The sequence below is a fragment of the Bartonella sp. MR168JLCBS genome (assembly GCF_042194175.1).
Window position 1 is genome coordinate 1 of the sequence record NZ_JBHIMP010000561.1, and the last position, 580, is coordinate 580.

Annotated in this window: 1 protein-coding gene; it reads left to right on the forward strand. The window is 44.7% G+C overall.

Annotated features, from left to right (window positions below; all coding sequences use genetic code 11):
- On the forward strand, positions 1–580 hold a 580-nt coding region (locus ACFIK8_RS12660; protein ID WP_375669626.1), incomplete at both ends, for an alpha-hydroxy-acid oxidizing protein.

Here is a 580-nt window from a genome sequence, read left to right on the forward strand (position 1 = left end):
CTCCCTTGCAGAAGTGCATGCAGAGGTTGGAAGTGGATTTTGGTTTCAACTTTATGTTCTCAAAGATCGTGGGTTTATGCGTGATGTTTTGGAGCGATCTTGGCTGGCTGGTGTACGTACATTGGTATTTACAGTTGATATGCCGGTCCCTGGTGCCCGTTATCGTGATGCTCATTCAGGGATGTCTGGACCTTATGCCGGATTACGCCGTATTTTACAGGCTTTTGTCCATCCACACTGGGCTTGGAATGTTGGTATTATGGGGCGTCCACATGATCTTGGAAATGTTTCTACTTATCTTCAAAAGCAAATTACATTGGAAGACTATGTTGGTTGGCTTGGCGCAAATTTTGATCCATCAATTGGTTGGTCTGATCTGCAATGGATTCGAGATTTTTGGAAGGGAAAAATGATTTTGAAGGGTATTCTCGATCCACAAGATGCGCGAGAGGCGGTACAATTTGGTGCTGATGGTATTGTTGTTTCCAATCATGGTGGACGTCAACTTGACGGTGTATTGTCAACTGCACGGGCATTACCCGCAATTGCGGAGGTTGTAACGGGTGATTTAACCATTTTA